The 23,581-nt window shown below is 62.0% G+C and carries 22 protein-coding genes and 1 pseudogene; 6 read left to right on the forward strand and 17 right to left on the reverse strand.

What is annotated here, in order from left to right:
• Positions 1–95: 95 nt before the first annotated feature.
• From leuB to leuC, 3 genes are all read right to left on the reverse strand, one after another.
• Positions 96–1,214 (reverse strand): 3-isopropylmalate dehydrogenase, encoded by a 1,119-nt coding sequence (gene leuB / locus IG629_RS12455; RefSeq protein ID WP_193172270.1) that lies wholly within the window; start codon positions 1,212–1,214, stop codon positions 96–98.
• Positions 1,215–1,362: 148 nt separating this feature from the next.
• The gene (leuD, locus tag IG629_RS12460) at positions 1,363–1,977 is read right to left on the reverse strand and encodes a 3-isopropylmalate dehydratase small subunit (protein ID WP_193172271.1); all 615 of its coding nucleotides are present in this window, start codon (positions 1,975–1,977) and stop codon (positions 1,363–1,365) included.
• 15 nt (positions 1,978–1,992) lie between these two features.
• The gene (gene leuC / locus IG629_RS12465) at positions 1,993–3,402 is read right to left on the reverse strand and encodes a 3-isopropylmalate dehydratase large subunit (protein ID WP_193172272.1); all 1,410 of its coding nucleotides are present in this window, start codon (positions 3,400–3,402) and stop codon (positions 1,993–1,995) included.
• A gap of 202 nt (positions 3,403–3,604) precedes the next feature.
• On the opposite strand from leuC, the gene IG629_RS12470 reads away from it, so the two are divergent.
• Complete coding sequence (locus IG629_RS12470) at positions 3,605–4,363, forward strand: sulfite exporter TauE/SafE family protein (protein ID WP_193172273.1); 759 nt, start codon at positions 3,605–3,607, stop codon at positions 4,361–4,363.
• A gap of 79 nt (positions 4,364–4,442) precedes the next feature.
• Here the strand turns inward: IG629_RS12470 and rplS are convergent, their stop codons facing one another.
• From rplS to ffh, 5 genes and pseudogenes are all read right to left on the reverse strand, one after another.
• Positions 4,443–4,832, reverse strand: coding sequence for a 50S ribosomal protein L19 (rplS, locus tag IG629_RS12475; RefSeq protein WP_193172274.1), 390 nt, complete (start codon positions 4,830–4,832; stop codon positions 4,443–4,445).
• Between the two features lie 168 nt (positions 4,833–5,000).
• Positions 5,001–5,714, reverse strand: a complete 714-nt coding sequence (gene trmD / locus IG629_RS12480) for a tRNA (guanosine(37)-N1)-methyltransferase TrmD (RefSeq protein ID WP_193172275.1) — start codon at positions 5,712–5,714, stop codon at positions 5,001–5,003.
• Positions 5,704–6,252, reverse strand: coding sequence for a ribosome maturation factor RimM (gene rimM / locus IG629_RS12485; protein WP_193172276.1), 549 nt, complete (start codon positions 6,250–6,252; stop codon positions 5,704–5,706). The genes trmD and rimM overlap by 11 nt, the downstream gene beginning before the upstream one ends.
• A gap of 141 nt (positions 6,253–6,393) precedes the next feature.
• Positions 6,394–6,765, reverse strand: a pseudogene (gene rpsP, locus IG629_RS12490) (30S ribosomal protein S16); the annotation flags it as partial.
• Positions 6,766–6,811: 46 nt separating this feature from the next.
• Complete coding sequence (gene ffh, locus IG629_RS12495; RefSeq protein ID WP_193172278.1) at positions 6,812–8,275, reverse strand: signal recognition particle protein; 1,464 nt, start codon at positions 8,273–8,275, stop codon at positions 6,812–6,814.
• 331 nt (positions 8,276–8,606) lie between these two features.
• Between ffh and IG629_RS12500 the strand changes: the two genes are divergently transcribed.
• Both IG629_RS12500 and IG629_RS12505 read left to right on the forward strand, forming a co-directional pair.
• Complete coding sequence (locus IG629_RS12500; RefSeq protein ID WP_193172279.1) at positions 8,607–9,824, forward strand: mandelate racemase/muconate lactonizing enzyme family protein; 1,218 nt, start codon at positions 8,607–8,609, stop codon at positions 9,822–9,824.
• A gap of 35 nt (positions 9,825–9,859) precedes the next feature.
• Complete coding sequence (locus IG629_RS12505; RefSeq protein WP_193172280.1) at positions 9,860–10,270, forward strand: HIT family protein; 411 nt, start codon at positions 9,860–9,862, stop codon at positions 10,268–10,270.
• Between the two features lie 37 nt (positions 10,271–10,307).
• On the opposite strand, the gene IG629_RS12510 is transcribed toward IG629_RS12505, so the two are convergent.
• The gene (locus tag IG629_RS12510) at positions 10,308–11,378 is read right to left on the reverse strand and encodes a malate/lactate/ureidoglycolate dehydrogenase (RefSeq protein WP_193172281.1); all 1,071 of its coding nucleotides are present in this window, start codon (positions 11,376–11,378) and stop codon (positions 10,308–10,310) included.
• An 89-nt stretch (positions 11,379–11,467) separates the two neighbouring features.
• Here IG629_RS12510 and dapF point away from each other — a divergent pair, with 89 nt between their 5' ends.
• The 3 genes from dapF to ftsY all read left to right on the forward strand — a co-directional run bounded on the left by dapF (position 11,468) and on the right by ftsY (position 14,615).
• On the forward strand, positions 11,468–12,298 hold the full coding sequence (gene dapF, locus IG629_RS12515; RefSeq protein WP_193172282.1) for a diaminopimelate epimerase: 831 nt from the start codon (positions 11,468–11,470) through the stop codon (positions 12,296–12,298).
• An 89-nt stretch (positions 12,299–12,387) separates the two neighbouring features.
• Complete coding sequence (gene mtaB / locus IG629_RS12520) at positions 12,388–13,671, forward strand: tRNA (N(6)-L-threonylcarbamoyladenosine(37)-C(2))-methylthiotransferase MtaB (protein WP_193172283.1); 1,284 nt, start codon at positions 12,388–12,390, stop codon at positions 13,669–13,671.
• Entirely contained in the window at positions 13,668–14,615 is a 948-nt protein-coding gene (gene ftsY, locus IG629_RS12525) for a signal recognition particle-docking protein FtsY (protein WP_193172284.1), read from the forward strand. The genes mtaB and ftsY overlap by 4 nt, the downstream gene beginning before the upstream one ends.
• Before the next feature lie 165 nt (positions 14,616–14,780).
• Here the strand turns inward: ftsY and IG629_RS12530 are convergent, their stop codons facing one another.
• The 8 genes from IG629_RS12530 to IG629_RS12565 form a co-directional block, all read right to left on the reverse strand.
• The gene (locus IG629_RS12530; protein WP_193172385.1) at positions 14,781–15,317 is read right to left on the reverse strand and encodes an NUDIX hydrolase; all 537 of its coding nucleotides are present in this window, start codon (positions 15,315–15,317) and stop codon (positions 14,781–14,783) included.
• Positions 15,318–15,432: 115 nt separating this feature from the next.
• On the reverse strand, positions 15,433–15,672 hold the full coding sequence (locus IG629_RS12535) for a hypothetical protein (RefSeq protein ID WP_193172285.1): 240 nt from the start codon (positions 15,670–15,672) through the stop codon (positions 15,433–15,435).
• 92 nt (positions 15,673–15,764) lie between these two features.
• On the reverse strand, positions 15,765–16,967 hold the full coding sequence (locus IG629_RS12540; RefSeq protein WP_193172386.1) for a phosphoglycerate kinase: 1,203 nt from the start codon (positions 16,965–16,967) through the stop codon (positions 15,765–15,767).
• Positions 16,968–17,046: 79 nt separating this feature from the next.
• Positions 17,047–18,219, reverse strand: a complete 1,173-nt coding sequence (locus tag IG629_RS12545) for an ABC transporter permease (RefSeq protein ID WP_193172286.1) — start codon at positions 18,217–18,219, stop codon at positions 17,047–17,049.
• Positions 18,216–19,214, reverse strand: coding sequence for an ABC transporter permease (locus tag IG629_RS12550; RefSeq protein WP_028466151.1), 999 nt, complete (start codon positions 19,212–19,214; stop codon positions 18,216–18,218). The genes IG629_RS12545 and IG629_RS12550 overlap by 4 nt, the downstream gene beginning before the upstream one ends.
• Positions 19,215–19,226: 12 nt before the next feature.
• Entirely contained in the window at positions 19,227–21,146 is a 1,920-nt protein-coding gene (locus IG629_RS12555; RefSeq protein WP_319025072.1) for an ABC transporter substrate-binding protein, read from the reverse strand.
• A complete protein-coding gene (locus tag IG629_RS12560) occupies positions 21,143–23,041 on the reverse strand; it encodes an ABC transporter ATP-binding protein (protein ID WP_193172287.1) in 1,899 nt (632 codons plus the stop codon). Before IG629_RS12560 ends, IG629_RS12555 begins: the two co-directional genes overlap by 4 nt.
• 29 nt (positions 23,042–23,070) lie before the next feature.
• Positions 23,071–23,571, reverse strand: a complete 501-nt coding sequence (locus tag IG629_RS12565) for a hypothetical protein (protein ID WP_193172288.1) — start codon at positions 23,569–23,571, stop codon at positions 23,071–23,073.
• Positions 23,572–23,581 lie beyond the last annotated feature (10 nt).

Here is a 23,581-nt window from a genome sequence, read left to right on the forward strand (position 1 = left end):
GGTCCAATCCTTCGGTTGTTGAAGTCCATAAACGACTTCGGCGGGAGACTTACGCCCCCCGCCGAGTAAACTCAAGCCATGCTGGTTGGGGAGGGCTATCCCGATACAAGTTTGTCCAGCTCTTTAAGCAGGCTGTCTGTCATCACTGTAGTCGACACACGCGCCATGCCGTCCTGCATGATGTCAGCAGTTCGCAGCCCCGATTTCAGCACGTTCTGGATCGCCTTCTCGAGCATGTCCGCTTCCTCGCCCATGTCGAAGGAATAGCGGAGCGCCATGGCGAAGCTCAGCATTTCGGCGATCGGATTGGCGATGCCCTTGCCCGCGATATCCGGAGCGGAGCCATGCACCGGCTCATAAAGCGCATGGCGCTTGCCGGTCACTTCGTCGACTGCGCCGAGCGAAGCGGACGGCAGCATCCCGAGGGAGCCGGTCAGCATCGCCGCACAATCCGAAAGAATGTCGCCGAACAGGTTGTCGGTAACGATCACATCGAACTGCTTCGGGTTGCGAACCAGCTGCATGGCACAGTTGTCGGCATACATGTGGTCGAGAGCGACGCCTTCGCCTTCGGCCCTGTGCAGGTTGGTCATGACCTCGCGCCAGAGCACGCCGGACATCATCACGTTGGCCTTCTCGACCGAGGTGACCCGACCGTCCCGCTTGCGGGCCATATCGAAGGCAACGCGGCCGATCCGCTCGATTTCCGGGGTTGTGTAGACCTGCGTGTCGTAACCCTTCTTGGTGCCGTCCGGCAGATCGTCGATGCCGCGCGGCTGGCCGAAATAAACGCCGCCGGTCAGCTCGCGCAGGATCATGATATCCAGCCCTGCGACCAGTTCCCGCTTCAGCGAGGAGGCATCGGCCATCGCATCGAACACCATGGCCGGACGCAGGTTGGCGAACAGGTCCATTTCTTTGCGCAGGCGCAACAGGCCGCGCTCCGGCTTCACCTCGAAAGGCAGGCTGTCATACTGCGTTCCGCCGACGGCGCCAAACAGCACCGCGTCGGAATCGACCGCATCAGCCAGGGTTTCGTCGGTCAGCGGTGTGCCGTGCTTGTCATAAGCGGCACCGCCGACAAGACCTTCCTGAAGGTCGAAACTGACAGACCGCTTCTTTGCCATCCAGTCGACGACACGGAGCACTTCCTTGACGACTTCGGGACCGATCCCGTCACCGCCGAGAACCAGCATTTTACGATTGGAGGCCATGAACTCTGCTTACCCTAGTGAGACCGGTTACCTTGGTGAGACTGACCCACTGAGGGGTCCGAATTCTGTGTGCTTCTTATAGTCAGACCGGCGCTCCGGTTAAACCCTCGAGCGCCGGATTGGTTCCGTTATGCGGGATAACTTCCCGTCAGGACGCCGCCAGCCACGGCCGGTCGGCTTTCCGCTTCTCCTCGAAATTCTCGATCGAGTCGCCCTTTTCCATGGTCAGGCCGATATCGTCGAGACCGTTGAGCAGGCAGTGCTTGCGGAAGGAGTCGACGTCGAAGGAGATTTTCTCGCCATTCGGACGGCCGATTTCCTGGTTTTCGAGGTCGATCTCGAGCACCGCGTTGGAGCCCTTCTCGGCATCGTCCATCAACTCGTCCAGCTGCTCCTGGGTCACCTTGATCGGCAGGATCCCGTTCTTGAAGCAGTTGTTGAAGAAGATGTCCGCGAAGCTGGTCGAGATCACACAGCGAATGCCGAAATCGAGCAGTGCCCACGGGGCGTGTTCACGCGAGGAGCCGCAGCCGAAATTCTCGCCGGCCACGATGACCTGTGACTTGCGATAAGCGGGCTTGTTCAGCACGAAGTCCGGATTCTCGCTGCCGTCGTCATTGTAGCGCATTTCGGCAAAGGCATGCTTGCCGAGGCCCGACCGCTTGATCGTCTTCAGAAAGTTCTTCGGAATGATCATGTCGGTGTCGATGTTCATGATGTTCATCGGCGCCGCTACACCGGAGAGCTTGGTGAATTTATCCATTATCTCTCTCCTCCCCTAGTTCAGCAGGTCGCGGACATCGGTCAGATGACCGGTTACCGCTGCTGCTGCTGCCATTGCCGGGCTGACCAGATGGGTCCGTCCGCCACGGCCCTGACGGCCTTCGAAGTTACGGTTCGAGGTTGAGGCGCAACGCTCGCCCGGCTCCAGCCGGTCGGCATTCATGGCCAGGCACATCGAACAGCCTGGCTCGCGCCATTCGAAACCGGCCTCGAGGAAGATCTTATCCAGACCTTCTTCCTCGGCCAGATCCTTCACCACACCCGAGCCCGGGACAATAATCGCGTTCACGCCGTCGGCGATCTTGCGGCCCTTGACCACACCGGCGGCGATCCGGAGATCTTCCAGCCGGCCGTTGGTGCAGGAGCCGATGAAGACCCTGTCGATCTTCACCTCGTTGATCGGCACACCGGCCTTCAGACCCATATATTCGAGCGAGCGGGTAATCTTCGCCTTGCGCACCGGGTCGGCAAGTTGTTCCGGGTCCGGAATGTTCGCGGTGATCGGGATCACCTCTTCCGGGTTGGTGCCCCAGGTAACCTGCGGAACGATATCGGCGGCATCGAGTTCGACCTCGGTGTCATAGATCGCATCTGCGTCGGACGGCAGCGTCTTCCAGTAAGCGACCGCCTGCTCCCAGGCAGCGCCCTTCGGCGCGAAGGGCCGGCCCTTCAGGTATTCGAAAGTGGTCTCGTCCGGCGCAATCAGGCCAGCGCGGGCACCCGCCTCGATGGACATGTTGCAGATCGTCATCCGCGCTTCCATCGAGAGATTGCGGATCGCGTCACCAGCGAACTCGATGACATGACCGGTGCCGCCGGCTGTACCGATCTTGCCGATGATGGCCAGCACCACGTCCTTGGAGTTCACACCCTTCGGCAGCTCACCCTTGACCGTGATCCGCATGTTCTTAGCGGGAGACTGCACCAGCGTCTGGGTTGCCAGTACGTGCTCAACCTCGGATGTGCCGATGCCGAAGGCCAGCGCACCGAACGCGCCATGCGTCGACGTGTGGCTGTCGCCGCAGACAATGGTCGTGCCCGGCAGGGTGAAGCCCTGCTCCGGTCCGATGATATGCACGATGCCACGGCGATTGTCGGTCATGCTGAAGTACGGCACGCCGAAATCGGAGACATTATGCTCAAGGGTCTCGACCTGGATGCGGGAATCTTCGTCGGTAATACCCTTGTCGAGGTCCTTGGTCGGAACATTGTGGTCGGCAACCGCAAGGGTAAGATCCGGGCGGCGCACCTTGCGGCCGGCATTCCGGAGCCCCTCGAAGGCCTGCGGGCTGGTCACTTCATGAACCAGGTGTCGATCGATATAGATCAGGCATGTGCCATCGTCCTGGACGTCGACCAGGTGATCCTGCCAGATTTTATCGAACAGCGTACGCGGCTTTGACATCGCTGCTATGCTTCCTCTCGTCTCTCTGTGCGGTCCCGGTTTGATTTGGGAACGACCGTTCCTCCGGGTACCCCAACACCATATCTCTCGTCGTTCGCGACGGGGACCGGAGCATACCGAGTCGCTCCCGGCGACAAAAGCTGAATCTTGCGGTAAATCCGGGCTTTTTAGAAATAATCAAACCGATAAAGGCCAATCCCGAATGGATCTGAACTCGATTACTTCCATATTGGAAGCGGCCAGCCTCTGGCAACTCGGATTCGGTGCCATCGCGGTTGGTCTGGCCGGTCTGGTTCGCGGCTTCTCCGGTTTTGGTGCCGCCATGATCTCGATCCCGTTGCTGAGCCTGCTGTTCGGACCGCAAACCGCCCTCGCCTGCCTGACCACGATGGAGATGCCGGCTCAGATCCAGCTTCTGCGCATGTCGCGCCGGGAAGCGGACTGGAAACAGGCGGCCCCCATGGCGCTCGGCGGCATCATCGCCCTGCCGCTCGGCACCTGGATCCTGGTCAGCATCGATCAGGATCTGCTGCGGCGGCTGATCTCCGGCATCGTCCTGCTGCTGGTCGTGCTGCTGGCGAGCGGATACCGGCACACGATTTCCCGCCGGCTCGGCATTGATGTCGCGGTCGGCACTGTTGCCGGTTTCCTGAACGGATCGACCGGGTTGGGCGGCCCGCCAATCATCTTCTATCTGCTGTCCGGACCCTATGCCCCGGCAGCGGTCCGGGCCAACATCACCGCCTTTTTCCAGATAGGCTTTGTCTTCGTGGTTGCCAGCTATTTCTGGTTCGGCGTGCTCACGCCCGAGCGCATGCTGCTCGGCGCGGTGCTCGCCCCTTTTTATGTGGGCGGCATCTGGCTGGGCGGGAAATTGTTCTACAAGGCGAGCGAGCAGACTTTCCGGCGCATCGCCTATCTGCTGCTGGCCGTGATCGGCTGCGGGACGCTGTTCAGCTGACCAGCCCGTTCCTGAACGCCCCCAAACGCAAACGGGAGCGCCAAGGCGCTCCCGTCCGGAATTCATATGAGGCCGATGCTTACGCTTCGGCTGCAGCCTTGGTCTTGGTGCGGGTGTTCTTCTCGGCGATACGTGCCGACTTACCGCGACGACCGCGCAGATAGTAGAGCTTCGCGCGGCGCACTTTACCGCGGCGGATCACCTCGATGCTGTCCAGGCGCGGGGAGTAGAGCGGAAACACGCGCTCGACGCCTTCGCCGTAGGAGATCTTGCGGACGGTGAATGCGGAGTTCAGGCCGTCATTCTTGCGCGCGATGCAGACGCCTTCATAGGCCTGGATACGCTCGCGGGTGCCTTCGACGACACGCACGTTGACCTTCACGGTGTCACCCGGGCCGAATTCCGGAACCGGACGTTCGGAAGAGAGCTTTTCAACCTGCTCTTTTTCGATCTGTTGAACGATATTCATTCTTCTTCTCCATTACGTGCCAGTGGCGACCAGTCCATCCAGGGACCGGTGAATACCGGCTTCTTCTACAAAACACACAGCTCTTGCGTGCCCGGTTATCGGGCCGCAGAGGAGCGGCATGCCGCTACCGTTCGAGCGAGATCCGGACAGCCAGGCCGTCCGTGCCGCTCACTCTTCCGATCCGCGATAGCGGGCCCAAAGATCGGGCCGGCGCTGGCGCGTGATCTCTTCCGACTGTTCACGCCGCCAGGATCGTATCCTGGCATGGTGGCCGGAAATCAGGACCTCGGGGACGGACACACCGTTCCATTCCCGCGGCTGCGTATAGTGGGGATACTCAAGCAGCCCCTCTTCAAAACTTTCCTCGTCCAGCGTTTCCGCCGCACCGAGCACGCCCGGCAGCAGACGGATGCAGGCATCCAGCAGCGCCAGGGCCGGGATCTCGCCGCCCGAAAGCACGAAATCACCAAGGCTGACCTCTTCCAGGCCACGGGCATCAATCACCCGCTGGTCAAGGCCTTCGTAACGCCCGCAAAGCAGCACCACACCGGGCTCCGCCGCAAGCTCCCGCGCCTTCGCCTGATCGAACCGGGCGCCGCGCGGGCTGAGATAGATCCGCCGTCCCGGCACATCGTCGACAGAGGCCAGAGCCGAGTCAACCACATCGGGCCGCATCACCATGCCGGAACCGCCCCCAAAGGGGGTCTCGTCCACGGAGCGGTGCTTATCGCGTGCAAAATCCCTGATGTCCAGCGTTTTCAGGGACCAAAGCCCGGACTTCCGGGCCTTGTCGGCTATCGAATGACCCAGCGGCCCCGGGAACATTTCCGGAAACAGACTGAGCACGGTCGCCTGCCATGGCGCGCCGTCCTCAGCGCTCATCGCCAGTGCCCTCGGCGCTTGAGGACTCCGTCTCGTCATCCAGCAAGCCGGCCGGTGGATCGACCACCAGACGGCCGGCATCGAGATCGATCTCCGGCACCACTTCGCCGTTGAACGGCACCAGGACCGTCTTGCGACTGCCTTCGAGGCGGATTTCCAGAAGATCGCCGGCGCCGAAATTCTGCACCGCGACCACCTCTCCGAGAGACTCCCCCGCGACCATATCCGCCCGAAGGCCGATCAGGTCCGTGTGGTAGAACTCGTCCTCGTCCGCTTCCGGCAACCGGTCCCGCTCGATCTGAAGCTCGGTGCCCTTCAGGGCTTCGGCCGCGTTACGATCGCTGACTCCGGCAAGGCGCACCAGCAGCATACCCTTCGCCCGGCCGGTCACCTCAAGCTCGTAGCTCTTCCCGGCGGCATCCTTCAGCGGCCCATAGGCAACGATATCGTCCGGATCCTCGGTGAAACTCTTCACCCGGACCAGACCCCGCACCCCATGGACGCCAACGATGACGCCGAGTGTGACCGGCTCGGCCATAAGGTCTTAGCCCTCGGACTTTTCCGCTTCCTCGGCCGGAGCTTCCTCGGCCGGAGCTTCGGCAGCAGGAGCTTCTTCGGCCGGAGCAGCGGCAGCTTCAGCAGCAGCGGCGGCTTCGGCAGCAGCAGCTTCAGCAGCGGCAGCGGCTTCGGCAGCAGCGGTTTCAGCGGCAGCGGCAGCAGCGATTGCAGCTTCTTCTTCACGTTCCTGACGCTTGCGGCCCGGAGCGGACTTCTTCGGCTGGTCGCGATATTCGAATTTCTCGACCAGCTCGATGCTGGCCAGCATCTTGTGGACACGGTCGGTCGGCTTGGCGCCAACGGACATCCAATGCTTGATGCGGTCTTCCTTGATCACGAGGCGTGCTTCGTGGCCCTTCGGCAGCATCGGGTTGTAGGTGCCGAGCTTCTCGATGAAGAGGCCATCGCGCGGGGACGTGCCCTCGGCGACGACGATACGGTAGAACGGGCGCTTCTTGGCGCCGCCGCGCGACAGACGAATGCGAAGTGACATTGGGTATTCCTTTCAGTAACGCTCTTAGCTTTTCACGTGTGTTCGATTACTTTTTGCCGGGGAAACCGGGCGGCAGCATGCCTCCCGGAAGCTTCGGCATTCCCTTGCCGCCTAAACCTGACGGTAATTGTCCGGGCATCTGGCCAGGCGATGGCATGCCGGGCATTCCGCCCCCGCCGCCGAGAAGCGCCCCGAGGCCCTTCATGCCGCCCATCTTGCCCATCTGTTTCATCACCCGCGTCATGTCCTGGTGCTGCTTCAGGAGTTTGTTCACTTCCTGAACGCTGGTCCCGGACCCGGCCGCGATACGGCGGCGGCGCGAGGCATTCATCAGTTTCACGTTCTTCCGCTCCACCTTCGTCATGGAGAGAATGATCGCTTCCTGCTTCTTGATGACGCTGTCGTCCATATTGGCGCCAGCCATCTGTTTCTGCAGCTTGCCCATGCCCGGAAGCATGGACATGACACCGCCGAGGCCGCCCATCTTCTTCACCTGACGAAGCTGTGAGAGCATGTCCTCAAGATCAAAGGCGCCCTTCTGCATCTTCTTGGCGATGCGTTCGGCTTCCTCGACCTCGATGGTCTCGGCGGCCTTCTCGACCAGGCTGACCACGTCGCCCATGCCGAGAATCCGGCCGGCGACACGTTCGGGGTGGAAATCTTCCAGCGCATCCGCGCGCTCGCCAACACCGACCGCCTTGATCGGCACGCCGGTGACGGCCCGCATGGAGAGAGCCGCGCCACCGCGCGCATCGCCATCCATCCGGGTCAGAACGATACCGGTCAGCCCGACCCGCTCATTGAAGTTCCGCGCCGTGGTGACGGCATCCTGGCCGGTCATGGCATCGGCGACGAGAATAGTCTCCGCTGGCTTCACGGCATCGCGGACCTGGATCACCTCGTCCATCATCGACTCATCGATGGAGAGCCGGCCCGCGGTATCCAGCATGACCACATCGAAGCCTTGCAGCTTGCCGGCAGTCATCGCCCGTTTCGCAATCGAAACAGGCGTTTCGTTCTCTGAGATCGGCAGCGTGGCCACATCGATCTGCTCGCCCAGCACGCGCAGCTGTTCGCGCGCCGCCGGACGGTAGATGTCGAGAGACGCCATCAGGACCTTCTTGCGGTCCCGCTCCTTCAGGCGCTTCGCCAGTTTCGCCGTGCTGGTGGTCTTACCGCCGCCCTGCAGGCCGACCATCAGGATCGGCACCGGCGGTACGGCGTTCAGATTGATGCCGCTGGAATCGGTGCCGAGCATTTCCACGAGATTGTCATGGACGATCTTGATGACCTGCTGGCCTGGAGACACCGACTTGATGACTTCCTGGCCGATGGCGCGCTCGCGCACCTTGTCGACGAATTCCTTGACCACCGGCAGCGCAACATCGGCCTCAAGCAAGGCCACGCGCACTTCGCGCAGCGCTGCGGTCACGTCCGCTTCCTTGAGCGCGCCGCGTTTCTTGAGGCGATCGAAAACGTCGCCGAGCCGGTTTTGCAAACTGTCGAACATGCGTCCGTTAGCTCCAATTCTTTCCCGGTTACATCAGACAGGCGAGACGCAAAACGAAAGCGCGCCCGTGCTCGAACACTCGAGGACGGACGGAACCCGTGAAGGTCTCAGCGCACTGATTTTTGCCGAGAGCGCCGGAACATATGAGCGCCGGCCTGCCGAGTCAAGCATTCCCGCGATCCTCAGGCCTTTAGATGAGGCTCGTCCGATCCGGACACAAGAGCCGTCATTCTGTCGTTTTTTCATTAGCCTCACGCGGCCCGGACTCTTAGCGTGGCCCTGCCGCCGGATGAGCCGGATTGACGAAAGAAGTGTGACGGAGTTCGCCCACATGAAACTGGAAAGCCTGAAGACCTTCATCGTCGGCAATCCCCCGCCCGGCTTCGGCGGCCGCTATTTCCTGTTTCTCAAACTGCGCACCGCCTGCGGTATCGAAGGCGTTGGCGAGGTCTATGCCGCCAGTTTCGGGCCGAAAACCACCGTCGCCATGGTCGAGGATGTGTTCGGCCGCTATCTCGAAGGCCGGGACCCGCACCATATCGAGCGGTTCTGGCGCCGGGCCCACGGCTCCGGCTTCAGCCAGCGCCCGGACCCTTCGATGATGGGCGTGGTCAGCGCGCTGGAAATGGCCTGCTGGGACATCGTCGGCAAGGCCGCGAACAAGCCGGTCTACGAGTTGCTCGGCGGGCAGGTGAACGAGCGTTTGCGGACCTACACCTATCTCTATCCGCGCCCCGAAGACGATCCGGCCACCTTCTATAACAGTCCGGAGAAAAGCGCCGAGGCCGCAGTGGCATGTGTCGCTGAAGGCTTCACAGCGCTGAAGTTCGATCCGGCCGGCCCCTATACCGCCTTCGGCGGGCACCAGCCGGACATGGAGATCCTCGACCGCTCGGAAGCCTTCTGCCGGCTGATCCGGGAGGCTGTCGGCGACAAGGCGGACCTGCTGTTCGGTACCCACGGCCAGTTCACCGCTTCCGGCGCCAAGCGCCTCGCCCGGCGGCTGGAGCCCTATGACCCTCTCTGGTTCGAGGAGCCGACCCCGCCGGACATGCCTGAAGAGATGGCGAAGGTGGCCGAGGCGACCTCAATCCCGATTGCCACCGGCGAGCGGCTGACCACCAAGTGGGAATTCAAGCGCGTGCTGGAGACTGGCGCCGCGTCAATCCTGCAGATGAATCTGGGCCGGGTCGGCGGCATCCTCGAAGGCAAGAAGATCGCCGGCATGGCCGAGGCCTTCTACGCCCAGATCGCCCCGCACCTCTATTGCGGTCCGGTGGTCGGCGCCGCCAATGTCCAGCTCGCCACCTGCACACCGAACTTCCTGGTGCTGGAAAGCATCCGGAAATGGGACGGCTTCCACGCCGACATCCTGAAGACGCCGATGCGCTGGGAAGAGGGCTATGTCATCCCGCCGAAAGCACCGGGCCTCGGGGTCGAACTGAACGAAGAGGTGGCTCTGGCCCATCCCTATGAGGGAAGCGAGCTACATCTGCAAATGAGCCAGGAGCCGTTCGAAGTCGCCGGCAAGCCTTTCGGCGGCGGTTGATATGACCGAAGCTTCATGAGAATCCAGCGAAGGCCATGACGAGCACCCAAGAGCACTGCATTTTTTGCGACATCATCTCCGGAAAAGCGCCCGCGCACATCATCAAGCAGGATGAGAACGTCATCGTCTTCTTGTCTTTGGAAGGCCATCCGCTGGTTGTTCCAACAACCCATATCCCGGACGTGTTCTCACTCGACCCGGAAAACGCCGCACATATCATGCGCGAGGCTGTAGCGGTGTCGAAAGCCCTGCGCGAAGTCTGCAATTGCGACGGCATCAACCTGATCCAGTCAAACGGATCAGCGGCCGGACAGGACGTTTTCCATTTTCATCTGCATATAAAACCGCGGTGGACGAATGACGATGTGATCATTCGCTGGAACACGGATGCAGAGGAAGAGCAGGAGCGACTGGAACTCGGTCGGCGGATCAGAGCTCGACTCTGAGTCCCACCGGCCAAGCTCTTCAGATATCCCCGTCGCGTTAGACCGCGATCCCATCAAAAGCATGCCGGTCCATACCTGCCTCGACACCTGCCTCGACCAGCAGGGCCCAGGTGCCCGGATCGACCGGGACGCCGTTGGCCCGGCGGTCGGCGCCGGTTTCGCGCTCCGGCTCGCCAGGCACTTTCACCTTGTCCACGCCCTCGCCCGGACGGGCGCTGGTAACGTAGCCAAGCATCGAATCGATAGCGTCTGCGAACGGGATGTCGCGGCCAAAACCTTTAGGGTCGACGATCACAGTCAGCATTGAATTACAGATGGTCTCGCGTCCCTGCTGCGACGGATCAGTCACAGGACCGCCGAGCAGAGCGGCACCGAGGATCTCGCCAAGCAGAGCAAGACCGTAGCCCTTGTGCTCGCCAAAGGCCTGCAGCGCGCCGTTCGGCTCTTCATACATGACCGCCGCGTTGCGGGTCGGCAGTCCGTTATGATCGATCAGCGCCCCCTCGACGACTTCCTTGCCTGCATTGTAGGCGACCCGGACCTTGCCAAGTGCAACCCGGCTTGTCGCCATGTCGAGCACGAACATCGGGTTCTTGTCCGTCGCCGGAACAGCCGTGCAGTAGGGGTTGGTGGAATAGCGCGCCTCGGCCCCGCCCCAGGGCGCTACGATCGGGCGATGGCCGACCACATTAACGAAATGGATGGAAATGAACCCGGCCTTGGCACAGATCTCGCCCCAGGCGCCGATGCGTCCCAGATGGTGTGAATTGCGCAGACCGACGATGGCGGCGCCCGCTGTCCGGGCCCGGTCGAGACCGAGCTGCATGGCCTCTCCGCCGGTCACCTGGCCATAGGCCATGTTGCCGTCCAGCAGCAGATAGACCCCGTTGTCCGACACTAGGCTGACATGGCCGTTGACCGTCAATGTCCCGGCCTTGGCGTGACGCATATATTGCGCCGTCAGCCCGACGCCGTGGCTGTCATGGCCGAGCAGGTTGGCTTCGACCAGATTATGCGCCACCTGCCGCGCTTCTTCCGGATTGCTGCCGGCCCGCCCGATCATTTCCGTGACCAGATTTTCCAATGCCTCATGCGCGACGGTAATCATGTTTCGCTCCCCAGCGTAAATTCAGCGCTCACGGTAACGAGGGCGACGACATATTGGAACTGCCGGAAACAGAGGATATATATGCCCGCATGAGACAGATCGAATTCCTCAAGATGCATGGCCTCGGCAACGATTTCGTCGTACTCGACGGCCGCCTTCCCGGCCCCGCCCTCGCGGTCGCGGACTATCGCGCCATCGGCGACCGGCGGCGCGGCGTCGGCTATGACCAGTTCCTGACCATCGAGGCACCGAAGAACGGCGGCGACGCCTTCATGCGCATCCATAACCCGGATGGCAGTGAGGCCGGCGCCTGCGGCAACGGCACGCGCTGCGTCGCGGGTCTGGTGATGGATGAACTCGACAAGAACCGGATCGATCTCGAAACGGTTGCCGGCACGCTGGTCTGCGAGCGGGTCGAGGGCGGCCGTGTCCGGGTGGATATGGGACCGGCGCGGCTCGATGCCGCCGCCATTCCGTTGTCGGTCGAGACCGACACGCTCTCCGTCGAGATCCCGGACGCGCCCTATTCCGGCGCCTGCTGCGTCAATATGGGCAACCCGCACGCCGTCTTCTTCGTCGATGACGTGGAGGCGGTGGCCCTGTCCGAGGTCGGCCCGAAGCTGGAACTTCACCCGATCTTCCCGGATCGGGCGAATATCGAGTTTGCCGAGATTCGCGGCCCCGAACTGATCCGCATGCGGGTCTGGGAGCGCGGTGCGGGCATTACCGAAGCCTGCGGCTCCGGCGCCTGCGCGGTGCTGGTTGCAGCCGCGCGCAAGGGCCTGACCGGGCGCAAGGCGGATGTGGAACTGGACGGCGGCACTCTCACCATCGAGTGGCGCGAGGACGGTCATGTGCTGATGACCGGGCCGGTCGCCACCAGCTTCCGCGGCACGCTCGACCTCGATCAGTTGGCCTGAGGCCCGCACCATGCCGTGCGCGCATGGCTCCCCGCAGCCCGCCACACTTGCATTTCGCGCCAATTCCGGCCATTTCTCCGGCCATGACCATGACTGACGACAATCAGAACGGACACGGGAAGGCACGGACGGTCGAAACTTTCGGCTGCCGGCTGAACACCTATGAGTCCGAAGTGATCCGCGACCATCTCGTCCGCGCCGGGCGGGAGGATGTTGTCGTCATCAATACCTGCGCCGTCACCAAGGAAGCCGAGCGCCAGGCGAGGCAGGCGATCCGCAAGGCCCGCCGCGCCAATCCGGAGGCCGAGATCGTGGTCACCGGCTGCGCCGCCCAGATCGACCCGGATGCCTATGCCGCGATGGAAGAGGTAACCCGGGTGGTCGGCAACGAGGAAAAGCTGAAGGCCGAGACCTGGAATGCGCCCGGCGAAGCGAAGATCCTCGTGAACGACATCATGAGCGTGAAGGAGACGGCGTCCCATCTGGTGGCTGGTCTCGAAGGGCGCGCTCGGGCCTTCGTTCAGGTTCAGCAGGGCTGCGACCATCGCTGCACTTTCTGCATCATTCCTTTCGGGCGCGGCAACAACCGGTCGGTGCCGATGGGCGAGGTTGTCCGTCAGGTGCGCGAACTGGTCACCAACGGCTATCGCGAGATCGTGCTCACCGGCGTCGACATCACCTCCTATGGCGGCGATCTGCCGGGCAGGCCGGCACTCGGCCAGATGCTGCGCCGGCTGCTGGCACAGGTGCCGGAACTGCCCCGTCTCAGGCTTTCCTCCATCGACGCGGTGGAGATCGATGACGATCTGCTTCGGCTGATCCGTGACGAGCCGCGCCTGATGCCGCATCTCCATGTCAGCCTGCAGGCCGGCGACGACATGATCCTGAAGCGGATGAAGCGCCGGCATAACCGTTCCGATATCATTACATTCTGCCGCGAGATGCGGGAAGCACGTCCCGACATCGCCTTCGGCGCGGACATCATCGCCGGGTTCCCGACCGAGGATGAGGAGATGTTCGCCAACAGCCTCGCCCTGGTCGAGGAATGCGGCCTGTCCTACCTGCACGTCTTCCCCTATTCCGCCCGGCCGGGCACCCCCGCCGCCCGCATGCCGCAGGTCCCCGGCCCCGTCCGCAAGGAACGCGCGGCCCGGCTGCGTGCCGCGGGCGAACGGTCCCTTGCCACCTTCCTCGACGGACTTGTCGGCAGCACCCAGTCGGTGCTGGTCGAAAAGCCCGGTCTTGCCCGCGCGGAGAATTTCGCGCCGGTACAGATCGAAGGCGGCACGGCCGGAGAGATCCTTTCCGTCCGCATCACCGGGACGGACGGCACCAGACTTCTTGGACAAATCGAACGGAAATCCGCCGCATGAGTGACGAGTTGGGTGAGGGCGAAGAGCGCCGGGGCTGGTTCCGGCGCCTGAAGGACGGGCTTGCCAAATCCTCCTCCAAACTGGTTGGCGGCATTTCCGGTGTCTTCACGACCAAACGGCTGGACGAAGCCAGCCTGGAAGAGCTGGAAGACGTCCTGATCACTGCCGATCTGGGTATCGAGACATCCGCCCGGCTGATCGCCAGCCTCTCGAAGGCTAAGTTCGGCAAGGACGTCACCGACGAAGAGGTCCGGACGTCATTTGCCGAGGAGATTGCGGAAATCCTCCGCCCGGCCGCCAGGCCGCTCGATGTCGCCACCGGCCGGAAGCCTCATATCGTCCTCATGGTCGGTGTGAACGGCAGCGGCAAGACCACGACCATCGGCAAGTTGGCCAAACAATTCAAGGATCGCGGCCTCTCGGTGATGATGGCTGCTGGCGACACTTTCCGCGCCGCCGCCATCGAGCAGCTTCAGGTCTGGGGAGAGCGCACCGGCACGCCGGTCATTGCCAAAGCGCAAGGATCGGACGCCGCCGCCCTCGCCTTCGACGCCATCAATGAAGCAAAAGCCGCCGGTGCAGACGTGTTGCTGATCGACACGGCCGGCCGCTTGCAGAACCGCGCCGAGCTGATGGAAGAGCTGGCCAAGGTGATCCGGGTTATCCGCAAGCAGGACGAGACGGCACCGCACGATTGCGTGCTGGTGCTCGACGGTACGGTCGGCCAGAACGCGCACAATCAGGTCAAGGCGTTCAAGGAAATGGTCGCGGTCAGCGGCCTCGTCATCACCAAGCTCGACGGCAGCACGCGCGGCGGTGTGGTGGTGGCACTGGCGGATCAGTTCGAGCTACCCGTCCATGCGGTCGGTGTCGGCGAAAGCGCGGAAGATCTGCAACCGTTCGACGCAGATCGTTTCGCCCGCGATCTGATGGGTCTGGAATAGATTTCGTTCGCCCATCCCCTCCACAAAAACCGTCATCCCGTCGAAAGACGGGACCCAAGGGAAGACGAACGCTGTTCTATGCTCCCTGGGTCCCCGATCGGTGTCGGGGATGACGATGAAAAAATGGAAAATCAGAGCAGCAGCGCGCTGCTTCAGAACTTATTTTCACACACCCATCGGCATTTCCGCCCGCGGCGCGAACTCGCCCTGGCCCAGCGTTTCCCGATAATGGGCGAAGGCCCAATGCACTGTGGGGAAAGCGATCTCGTCCCACGGGATCTCGTCCCAGGTGAAGAGGCCGACATCCTCCGATTCAATGCCGGGCGAGACATCTGGTGACAGCAGCCGGGCGCGGTAGATCATCTGTACCTGGCTGATCCGGGGAATGTTGTAGACGCCGAGCAACGGGCCGATCTCGATCCGGGCGTGCGCCTCTTCCCAGGCTTCCCGAGCGGCACCGTCCTGGGTCGACTCGCCCTCTTCCATGAAACCGGCCGGCAAGGTCCAGTAGCCAATCCGGGGCTCGATAGCCCGCTTGCAGAGCAGAAACTTGTTCTCCCAGGTGACGACCGCACCAACCACGATTTTCGGATTGATATAGTTGATGAAACCGCAATCGGTGCATACGAGCCGTTCGCGCTCGTCCCCTTCGGGTATGAGTTTCGTTACCGGACCCTTCAGGTTTGACCGGGAGTCGGCCATATCGCTCACCACTGGTTTTCTGTCTTCACACGCACCCCTAAACCGTAGCAGAGCGGACAAAAGAAAGCGCGACCCTTTGCAAGGCCGCGCATAAACTCTGGGGGCTGTGGCGGTGTCAGACGAAGATGTCTATCTCATCGCCGCGCTCGCGTTGACTCTCCCTGCGGGCTGAGTTCCGGAGCGCGGTTGCACGCTCATTATCGCCCTGAATATCGCTGCTTTCGTCGGAACTGGCGATCGCCGCCTTCGTCAGCGGCCGGTTATTCCGGTCGCGCTCCTGTTCCACCGGTCGGGGGGCAACCAGTGTCGGGAGTGTCGCGTTCAGCGGAACTGATACCGGGACTGCGGGGATCATTTACCTTCTCCAACACCATTAAATATGCGTGAAGAATGATAAAGAGTCAAATCGACCCTAGGAAAGCCGCCGATTCGTGGGCTTTGGGAACGTTAACGGCCCGCCATCAGAGCGGCCACGCCGGGAAGGGTTTTGCCTTCCATCCACTCAAGAAACGCGCCGCCCGCCGTCGACACATAGCTGAAGCGTTCCGCCACCCCGGCATGCACGAGCGCGGCCACCGTATCGCCGCCACCGGCCACACTGAGCAACGCGCCCTGATCGGTTAGTTCAGCCGCCGTCCGCGCAAGAGACACGGTACCGGCATCGAACGGTGCGATCTCGAACGCGCCAAGCGGGCCGTTCCAGACCAGCGTCTCGCTCTCCCGCAGAACCTCCGCGAACCGGGCAACGCTTTCCGGACCGGCATCGAGGATCATCTTGTCCGCAGGCACGGCCGAAGCCGGAACCACTTGCGAGGGCGTCCCCGCCGCGAACTCACCCGCGACCACACAGTCGGTCTGCAAGCAGATGGTGCAGCCTTCCTGTTCCGCTTTTGTAATGATCTCGCGTGCAGTGTCCGCCAGATCACGTTCGGCGAGCGACTTGCCGACCTCATGACCCTGGGCGAAGAGGAAAGTATTCGCCATGCCGCCACCGATGATCAGAAAGTCGACCTTTGGCAACAGGTTGCCGAGCAGCTCCAGCTTGGTGGAAACCTTGGCCCCGCCGACAACCGCCACGACCGGGCGTTTCGGCGCCTCAAGCGCCTGACCCAGCGCTTCCAGCTCCGCCTGCATCAACAGGCCCGCATAGGCCGGCAGATGCCGGGCAAGGCCTTCCGTCGAGGCATGGGCACGGTGTGCCGTGGCGAAGGCATCGTTCACATAAACGTCGCCCAGCTTTGCCAATGCTGCGGTGAAGTCCTCAGCGTTCTTTTCCTCGCCGGGATGGAAGCGGAGGTTTTCCAGCAGCAGCACGTCGCCCTCTTTCATGGCGCCGACAGCGTCCGCCGCTTTCTCTCCGATGCAGTCTTCCGCGAAGGTAACCGGCTCACCGCCGAGGGCCCCGGACAGGGGAGCCACGATCGGCGCCAGCGACATTTCCGGAACCCGGGCTCCCTTGGGGCGACCGAAATGAGACAGCACAACGACTTTCGCGCCCTTGCCCCGGAGCGCCCTGATCGTCGGCACGGCCCGCTCGATCCTTGTCGCATCCGTCACCGCGCCGTCTTTCATCGGCACATTCAGGTCAACGCGGAGCAAAACAGTCCGGCCGCGAGCGTCTAGGTCTTCAAGAGTGCGATAAGCTGGCATCATCAGGTCTCCGCGCCGATTTCCGGCGCTTTCAATCACAGTCGGATCGCAGTTTCAAGTGTGGTCACGCGCGGGACGGCTACTTATAGGGATCGGCCGCGTCGCGCAGGCCGTCGCCAAAGAAGTTGAAAGCCAGAACAACAAGGATCACCGGCACCACCGGCGTCATGATCCAGGGGTAGAGTTCCACCGCGTTTATGTTCTGCGCTTCCGTCAGCAATACCCCCCAGGAGGTGATCGGCGGACGCAGTCCAAGCCCGAGGAAACTCAGCGCCGTCTCGCCCAGGATCATCGATGGGATCGAGAGCGTCGCGGAGGCGATCAGGTGGCTCATGAAGCTTGGCAGCAGGTGCCGTCCGATGATCCGTTTCGGCTTCGCACCCATAAGCTGGGCGGCGACCGCGAAATCCTCCTCGCGCAGGGCCAGCAGCTTGGAGCGGACTGCGCGAGCGAGGCCGGTCCAGTCCAGCAGGCCGAGAATGATGGTGATCCCGAAATAGATCAGGATCGGGCTCCAGGTCACCGGCAGGGCAGCGGAAAGCGCCATCCAGAGCGGCAGTTCCGGAAAAGAGCGGATCACCTCGATGACCCGCTGGGTCAGGCTGTCGATCCAGCCGCCGTAATAACCGGCCAGACCACCGATCACGATGCCCAGCACGAAGCTGACCGCAATGCCGATCAGGCCGACGGTGAGCGAGATCCGGGTGCCGTAGATGATCCGCGAGAACATGTCGCGGCCGAGCCGGTCGGTACCGAGCAGGAAGAAAGTCCCGCCCTCGGCCGGACAGACCAGGTGGAAATCCATCTCCACCATACCCCAGAACCGGTATGGATCGCCGCTGCAGAGGAAACGCAGCTCCTGCACCTTCTCCGGGTTGTCTGTGTATTCGCGCTTCAGGTTGCGCATGTTCAGCGTGTAGTCGAGCCCGTAGACGAACGGCCCGACGAACGATCCTTCATGGAACAGATGCACCGGCTGTGGCGGGGCGTAGATATGGTCCGTGTGACGGGTGGCCAGGCCATAAGGCGCCATCATCTCGCTGATGATGGTCGAGAGATACAGCAGGATCAGGAACAGCCCCGAGATGACCGCGACCCGATGGCGCTTCAGCTTCCACCACATCATTTGCCACTGGGACGCCATGTAGTAGCGTTCCTGCTCCGGCGTCAGCGCCGTGTCCGAATTCGGATCGAACGGCTCCCGGTTGACGTAATGGTCGGTACGCGGCCCGTCGGCGGAGGAAATGCTCATCGGTTCGTCCCTCCGCCGAGCCTGATGCGTGGATCGAGCACCGCCAGGAGCAGATCGGAGATGAACATGCCGATCACGGTCAGCAGCGCCAGGAACATCAGGAAAGAGCCGGCAAGATACATGTCCTGACTTTGCAATGCCCCGATCAGCATCGGGCCGGTGGTCGGCAGGGACAGCACCATGGCAACCACGGCGGAGCCCGAAATCACCTGCGGCAGCATGTTGCCGATATCGGCGATGAAGGGGTTCAGCGACATCCGCAGCGGGTATTTCATCAGCGCCTTGAATGGATGCAGGCCCTTGGCCCGCGCCGTGACGACATACTGCTTCTGCAACTCATCCAGCAGGTTGGCGCGCAGCCGACGGATCATGGCCGCGGTTCCGGACGTGCCGATGACGACGACGGGCACCCAGAGATGCTCCAGCACCGACATCACCTTCTCGCCGCTCCAGGGCTGGTCGAGATATTTCGGATCCATCATCCCGCCGATGGAGGTTCCGAACCAGATGTTGGCGAGGTAGAGCAGGATCAGGGCCAGCAGGAAGTTCGGCGTGGCAAGGCCAATGAAACCGAGGAAGGTCAGACCGTAATCGCCGAGGCTGTACTGATTGGTCGCCGAATAGATACCGATCGGAAAAGCCACTACCCAGATGAAGATAATGGTCGCGAAGTTCAGCACGAAGGTCAGGAACACCCGGTCGCCGACCACGTCCGCGACGGGTAGCTGGTATTCGAAGGAATAACCGTAATCGCCCTGCAACAGGCCGGTCGCCCAGTGGAAATACTGCACGTACATCGGCCGGTCGAGGCCGTATTGCGCGCGCAGAGCGTCGATCTTGGACTGATCGACATTCTCGCCCTGGCTCTGCATCTCATTGATCATCGTCGTGAGATAATCGCCGGGCGGCAGCTGGATGATGATGAAGGTAATGATGCTGATGGCGATCAGCGTCGGCACCATGATCAGAATGCGGCGGGCTAGGTAAGTCAGCACTGGCTCTCTCCCCTAATCCGCGCTTGCGTTCGTGGCCGACGTCTCGTCGAACCAGAAGGTATCCGGCAGATAGACCCCGAAATGGGCCCCCGGATCCCAGTTATAGACGGCTTCCTTCGGCACGTTCTGGAGCGCGTTCGAAACCACGACCGGCTGCAGCACGCCGGAAACCAGCCCGATGGTGAAAACCTGATCGGCATTGATCTGCAGGATCTCTTCCCAGGCGCCCTTCTTCACGGACCGCGTCGAGGCATCGCGCCAAATGACGTAAAGCTCTTCCAGCCGCTTTGCCGGGCCCATGTCCGTCGCTTCGCCAGACATGCCGCCGGTTTCGATGAATTGTCCCCATTTCGGCCATTGCAGTTGCTGTTGCGAATACGGAACAAAATCCTGCGGGCTGTTCAAAGCCGTCGCCAGACCGTTCTCCGCACCGGCCCAGACGGACATCAACGTCTCTCCGGAGAAGATCCGGTTACGGAAGACGTTGCGCTGGGACGGGCGGGTAAAGATCTTGATGCCAGCCTCCAGCCAGGAATCGTGGATCAGGGACAGAACGTCGGTCTGCTCCGTACTTTCCCCAGCGGTCTCCACAATCAACTCCATGGGCCGGCCATCCGGCAGCAGGCGCAAACCGTCCTCGCCACGCTTGAGACCGATCTCGTCGAGCAGAGCATTTGCCTGCTTCAGGTCGAACGTCGCCCAGCGGGTCTGGTAATCCTTCCGGTAAAGCGGCGAGGCCGGCAGAACCGTATTATTCCCCTCGTATGCCAGGCCGTAATAGATCACCTGATTGATCTCGTACCGGTTGACGGCAAGCGACAGGGCGCGGCGGAACCGAACATCCCGGAACAACTCTCGCCAGGCCGAATCGACAGCATTAAGGTTGGGAAACAGCGCCATATGCGCACCCTTGGCCGTGCGCCAGAGGCGCGTGCGGAACGGGAACCGGTCTTCCGCTTCCTTCAGAAAGGTGTAGTCGTCGAAGGAGAGATAACGGGCCTGCAGATCCGTATCGCCCGCGCCCGCCTTCGCCGGAATCAGTCCCGGGCTGGCAATGTCGAAAATCACTTCGTCGATATAGGGCAGCTGGCGGCCTTTCGGGTCGACCCGGTGAAAGTAGGGATTGCGCTCGAACCGGAACCGGGTCGAGTTCGCGTTTCCAGTCACTCTCCAGGGCTGCAGCACCGGCAGGTCCGGATTATCCATCCGGTAGAGATTGTCCATCTTGTTGTGCATGGCCGCCCAGTTCCGCTGCTTGGCGTCCTCCACCCGCTTGGCCATTTCGTCCGGTTTTGCATATGCGGCATGCATCGGCTTCAGATAATGGGCCGGGCGGTAGATGTAGAGCGGGCTCGCCTTGGCCAGCGCCGGCAGGAAATCCGGGTTGGGCTTCGACCAGGAATATCGCACCGTGCGCTCGTCTATCATCTGGAACAGCGGTGCCTCGCCATCCACCATCATGACGCTTGGCGGACCGGCCGGTGACAGGTCCGGGTTGTTCGCCACGTCTTCCCAGAAATAGCGGAAATCCTCCGCCGTGAACGGGTGGCCGTCGGACCAGCGGTGATTCCTGCGCAGGATGAAGGTGAAGACCCGCTCATCCTCGACGATGAATTCCTCGAGAATATCCGCGAAGAACTCGTAATCGCCGGGCTGGTAGCTGACGAGACGGGCATAGCCGTAGACCGTCATCTGCCGCGTGTCCTTGCTCCGCGACATCAGCATGCGGAGCGTGCCGCCATACTGGCCGAGCTCCGCGCCACGGGCCTCGAAATCAACAGTCAGTGGCATTTCCGGCAGCCGGTCGGCCATCGGCGGCAGCTCGCCAGCGGCCACACGTTCTTCAAGAGACGGTATCTCGGCGGCGAAACCCGGCACCATTGTCATCAGGAACACGGTCAGAAAGAGCGGAAGTGCAAACCAGTGTTTCACGATGCCAGCCTCAGGGTCAGGGCAGATTCGTCGGCCCGCACGAAATGCCCGTCGCCGAGATCGATCAGACGCGGATGGGTCTCCTCGCTGACCGTAAACGGCGCCGGCCATTCGGACGGGATCGAGCAGCGGCTATCCATTATGGATTCGAAATCAAGCGGGTTGTCGAGGCTTGGATCCGGAACCGCCCGGAGCAGCGCCTTGGTATAGGGGTGCACCGGATTGCGGAACAGCTCCTCGCGCGGCGCCAACTCAACAAGGCGACCGGCACACATCACAGCGATCCGGTCCGCGATATAGTCCACCACCGCCAGATTATGGGAGATGAACAGATAGGTGAGGTTCAGTTGCTCCTGCAGGTCTTTCAGCAAATTCAGGACCTGCGCCTGGATCGAGACATCGAGCGCGGAGACCGGCTCGTCGCAGATCAGCATGCGCGGCTTCAGGGCAAGCGCCCGGGCGATACCGATACGCTGACGCTGACCGCCGGAGAAGCTGTGCGGATACCGGTTCAGGTGCCGGGCGTCGAGACCGACCAGTTTCATCAGTTCCGACACCATCTCGCGGCGATAGGCATCGTCCCCGATACCGTGAATGACCAGCGGCTCGCTGACGATATCGAACACCGTCATACGCGGGTTGAGAGAGCTGAACGGGTCCTGGAAGACGAACTGCAACTTCTGGCGAAAATCGGTCAGCCGGCTTCCATCGAGCCCCAGCACATCGATCTCGCCATCCTGGTCCGCATAGGTAACGGCACCCTGATCCGGCGTTAGTGCGCGCATGATGGTCTTGCTGAGGGTTGTCTTGCCGCAACCGGATTCCCCGACGAGGCCGAGACATTCTCCCGGCAATACCTCGAAGCTCACATCGTCCAGCGCATAGACTTTCGATTCCTCGCTGGAGAGCCAGGAGCCCTGGCGGATGGTGAAGCATTTCGAAAGGCTGTCGACTTTCAGGATCGGCTTCTTGCTGTCGACCGGAGCCTTTGCGGACTCGGTCGGCGCCAACAGATGGCCTGTTTCGCTCTTGATGTCGCGGATCGGCACCAGCCGTTCACCCGGCTCCATATTGAAACGGGGCACCGCCGCCATCAGGGCCTTCAGATAGGGGTGCTGCGGGTCGCGGAACAATTGCTCGCGGGTACCGCTTTCCATCACCCGGCCGCGGTACATCACCACAACATCGTCGGCCATGTTGGCAACAACACCGAGATCATGCGTGATCATCAGCACGGCCATGCCGAGTTCGGCCTGCAGGTCCTTCATCAGCTTCAGGATCTGCGCTTGAATAGTGACGTCGAGCGCGGTCGTCGGCTCATCCGCGATCAGCAGGGACGGACGGCAAATCAGCGCCATCGAGATCATCGCCCGCTGACGCAAGCCTCCAGACAGCTCGAACGGATAGGTGCGCAGCGCCCGGGCCGGGTCCGGGAAGCCGACCATCCGGAGCATGTCCTCGGTCAGCTCCTGCGCCTCGCGGCCGGAAACGTTCCGGTGCAGCTCCAATGCCTCGCGAATCTGGTTTCCCACCGTGTGCAGAGGCGAGAGCGAGGTCATCGGCTCCTGGAAAATCAGCGATATCTGTCCGCCACGAATTTGCCGCATCGCCTTGCCGTCGCGATGGAGGCGCGCGATGTCGGTGATGGTGCCCTTTTTCCGGTCGTCGGCAAACAGGATCGAGCCACTGCGGATCTCGGCAACAGGCGGCAACAGGCCCATGATGGCCTGGCTGACAACGCTCTTACCGGAGCCGGATTCGCCAACCAGAGCCACGGTCGTGCCCGCCCGCACCTGAAAGGAGACCTTGTTTACGGCAAGCAGTTCTCCGCCCGGTAAATCGAACGCAACCTGCAAATCCCTGACCCGCAGCAGCGGTGTCAGTTGGTCGTTCATGCCTTTAATCCCCCTGATCCGCCGGCATCCTACAGATCCCTTGCGGCCAGCCCCGTGTTTATCCCTGCAGCCACCAGATTATCTGTTGTTGTCTGGGTAAGACCAAGACTGTTTTTACTGGCGGCGGAAGCCGCATGCTCCAGCACCGCTTCGAAACCGTCAAGTGTCGATTCTATGGCTATTTTCGCGCCGTTCCGGTCTTTCAGGACAAGGTGCATCCAGCCTTTGTCCTTCTCCTTCTGGGTCGAATAATAACGCAGGTCCATCACCGCCAGATCGGGCCATCTGATCTCCTTGCCGAGAGGGCCCAGCGCCCGGATTCCGGCGTCATCGACCTCGAACCTGGTTTGCGCCCGGAGCCAGGTTTTGCCGATGAAACCGGCAAAAACCAGCGCTATCAGCACGAACACGATCTGGAAAGTCCCGATCATCGGCGCAAAAGCGACGGGAAAAGCGGTAACCGCGAACCCGAGGCCGCCGCGCACATAGTCCCCCGTGATCGACCCTTTCTGGTATCCGTGCAGGCTCATTCCAAATCCT

This window comes from Nisaea nitritireducens (assembly GCF_014904795.1).
Classification (GTDB): domain Bacteria; phylum Pseudomonadota; class Alphaproteobacteria; order Thalassobaculales; family Thalassobaculaceae; genus Nisaea; species Nisaea nitritireducens.